The organism is Tissierella sp., from assembly GCF_052089545.1.
Taxonomy (GTDB): domain Bacteria; phylum Bacillota; class Clostridia; order Tissierellales; family Tissierellaceae; genus Tissierella_A.
This window is the reverse complement of record NZ_JBQDAA010000239.1, coordinates 1-3,267: the sequence shown is the minus strand read 5'-3', so window position 1 is coordinate 3,267 and position 3,267 is coordinate 1. Positions and strand designations below refer to the sequence as shown.

2 protein-coding genes are annotated in these 3,267 nt (G+C 27.5%); both read left to right on the top strand.

Annotation, left to right across the window (positions count from 1 at the left end; genetic code table 11):
* Positions 1 to 124 precede the first annotated feature (124 nt).
* On the top strand, positions 125 to 1,705 hold the full coding sequence (locus ACTHW2_RS12240; RefSeq protein ID WP_442264194.1) for a transporter substrate-binding domain-containing protein: 1,581 nt from the start codon (positions 125 to 127) through the stop codon (positions 1,703 to 1,705).
* Positions 1,695 to 3,038 (top strand): sigma-54-dependent transcriptional regulator, encoded by a 1,344-nt coding sequence (locus ACTHW2_RS12235; protein ID WP_442264193.1) that lies wholly within the window; start codon positions 1,695 to 1,697, stop codon positions 3,036 to 3,038. The genes ACTHW2_RS12240 and ACTHW2_RS12235 overlap by 11 nt, the downstream gene beginning before the upstream one ends.
* Positions 3,039 to 3,267 lie beyond the last annotated feature (229 nt).

Below are 3,267 nucleotides of genomic sequence, written 5' to 3'. Positions count from 1 at the left end.
GTCGTCACTACATGTAATGAGAGAAAAGGAAAGAATTTATATAGTTATATCAATGTTTATAGTAGATTACTATGATATAATATTTTTACCTAGTAAAATATGTTAAGGTGAAATGGTGATGAATATGAAAAAGAAAGTAATAATATTATTTATTTTATTTAATATCATACTGTCACGTCCATCCTTTGCTACATTTGAAGGTTATAGAGTAGCTGGAGACATGCATTTTCCTCCTTATGAATATGTCGATGAAAATGGAGCTTTTAAGGGCTTTAATGTTGATGTGATTAAGGCAATAAGCCTTGTAAGTGGAATAGAATTTGAGTTTTTACCTATGAAGTGGGAAGAGGCCTATAATTCTATTGAAAATGGACAAGCGGATATAATACAGGGAATGAAAGAGTCATTAAATAGAAAAGAAAAGTTTTTATTTTCAGATTCCATATTGATGAATTCTCAATCAATATTTGTATTAGACAGTAATAAAGATATAAAGGATAAAAAAGATCTAAGGGGTAAAACAATTGCTTTACTTAAAGAAGATATTATTTATAGGGAAATAGATTCAATAAAAGACACAAAAATAATAGAATATGATTTGCTTGGAGAAGCATTAGATGGGTTACTAGATAATAAGTTTGATGCATTAATTGGTAATACATTAACTATAAATTATTTATGTAATGAAAAAGCTTCAATCGATGAGCTAAGGATAGTAGGAGATGCTCTTAATGAACAAAAGTATGGAATAGCGGTGGATAAAGATGATCAATTTCTTTTAGCAAAGTTAAATGCAGGACTTTTAGAGATTCAAAAAAATGGTATGTATGATTCTTTGTATAGAAAATGGTTCGGGACACCTATAAAGGATACTAAAACACAAAATGAAACTTGGTGGAAGATTACTATTGTAGTTTTCATGATATTAATTTCTCTTATTATAATAGTACAAAGTATAAATAATAAATTGAAAAAAGTTGTTGAAGCAAAAACAGAAGAACATAAGGTGTTTATAAATGAACTTAGACATTATGATAAGTTACAATTTATGGATAAAATTATATCTTCTATAGCCCATGAAATAAGAAATCCCATGACATCAATAAAAATGTATACGAGTCAAATAAAAAATAAAATAGATAATAAGGTATTCCTACAAGCGGCTTCTGAAGATATACCCGAAGAAATAGATAGGATAGATAGCCTTATTGAGGAATTTATAGAATATACATCTCCAAAAAAACCAATAATAGAAAATCTTAATTTATATAAGGAGCTTATGAAATCAATTAAAATAGTAAAACTTCAAATGGAAGATATAGAACTAAAGATAGATATTAATAAGGATTATTATATCAAATTTGATTCTTCACAATTCAAACAATTAGTATTAAATATTTTTCTTAATAGTATAGATGCTTTAAAAGATATTAAGGATCCACTTATCGAAATATCAGCAGATAAAGATGATGAAGAAATTACTTTACTTTTTAAAGATAATGGGTGTGGTATGACTGAGGATAATTTACAATATATATTTGAACCATTTTATACTACCAAGGAATTTGGGAATGGAGTAGGAATGTTTGTTATCAAGCAAATTGTAGATGAAAATGATGCTAATATTTTGGCGGAAAGTCTTGGAGAAGAAAAAGGAATGTGTATTAGTTTGAAAATAAAAGAGGGTGAGTTAAATGAAAAATAAATTATTAATAATTGATGATGAGCCTAAAATATTGAGATCTCTCAAGTTTCTCTTAGAAGACAGATATGATATATATACAAGTGAAAACTCAACTGAGGCCTTAAATATATTTAAAAAAGAAGAAATATATTTGGTCCTTCTTGATTTAAGGCTAAAAGAAGAAAATGGATTTAAATTAATGAAAGAGTTTCTTGAATTTCAATCTAATGCAATAATCATAATAATGACTGCTTATTCTACTATAGAAAACTCTATAGAAGCTATTAAATCAGGTGCATATTATTTCATAACAAAGCCAATAGACAATGATGAACTCATATTATTGCTTTCTAGAGCTAATGAAAAGTTGAAAATGCTTAAAAAAATCAATGACCTAGAAGGACATATAAAAAAAGATATGATTGGTGAGTCTATGCAAATAAAAAAGGTTATTGAAATGATAAATAGAGTTAAAAACACTAATGCTACAATATTAATAACTGGAGAAAGTGGAACAGGAAAAGAACTTATAGCGCAAAAAGTTCATAGATCTAGTAACCGTGGCTATAAACCATTTATGGCAATTAACTGTGCTGCTATGCCGGGCGATCTTCTTGAAAGTGAACTTTTTGGATATAAGAAAGGCTCCTTTACAGGAGCATATAAAGATGAGATTGGAATCATAAGAAGAGCCCATAAAGGAACTCTTTTACTTGATGAAATAGGTGAAATGGATTTAAGATTACAGTCAAAGATTTTAAGGTTTTTACAGGAAAGAGAAGTTAGACATATTGGAGATTCAACGGTTCATAAAGTTGATATTAGGATTATTTGTATTACAAATAGGGATTTAAAAAAAGAGGTAGAATCTGGCAGATTTAGAGAAGACCTTTACTATAGAATAAATGTAATTAATATAGTAGCACCCCCTCTAAGGGATAGAATAGAAGATTTGAAATACCTAGTACCTTACTTTATAAATAAATATAATATTTCTTTTAATAAAAACATTAAAGGTATTACTGATAAGGCCTATGGAATACTTAGTGGGCACAGTTTTAAAGGAAATGTAAGAGAGTTAGAAAATATTATTCAAAGGGCTGTAGTATTAAACACTTCAGACAATATAAAGCCAGATTCATTACATATGAGTCCTCAAAAACCAATTAATAAGGCTAATAATTTTACTGAAGATCATATAAAAATATATAAAAATGAAAATATCAAAGAGATTGAGAAAAAAGCAATAGAATTTGCACTTGAAAATAACAATCAAAACAGAAAATGGGCTGCTAAGAGTCTTGGAATCGGAGAAAGAACATTAAGATATAAAATTAAAGAGTATAATTTATAAAACACCCTGCAATATCTGCACCCTGCAATATTTGCAGGGTGTTTTATGTGTAAAATACAAGTATTATAGATAACATTTATTGTAAAAGCTCTATATATACACCTTTTATTACACTTATAAAACTTGGCATGGATCATGCATTATAATATGGTAAGTTCATTTAATTTAATAAAAATAATAGATAGTTGCAGAATGTGATTTTTAAAAATATCTGTGTTATCCACAAGAA

What these genes read in the sequence shown, in the direction of transcription:
- ACTHW2_RS12240 (WP_442264194.1), top strand. Translation starts at nt 125, where the DNA reads ATGAAAAAGAAAGTAATAATATTATTTATTTTATTTAATATCATACTG.
- ACTHW2_RS12235 (WP_442264193.1), top strand. Translation starts at nt 1,695, where the DNA reads ATGAAAAATAAATTATTAATAATTGATGATGAGCCTAAAATATTGAGA.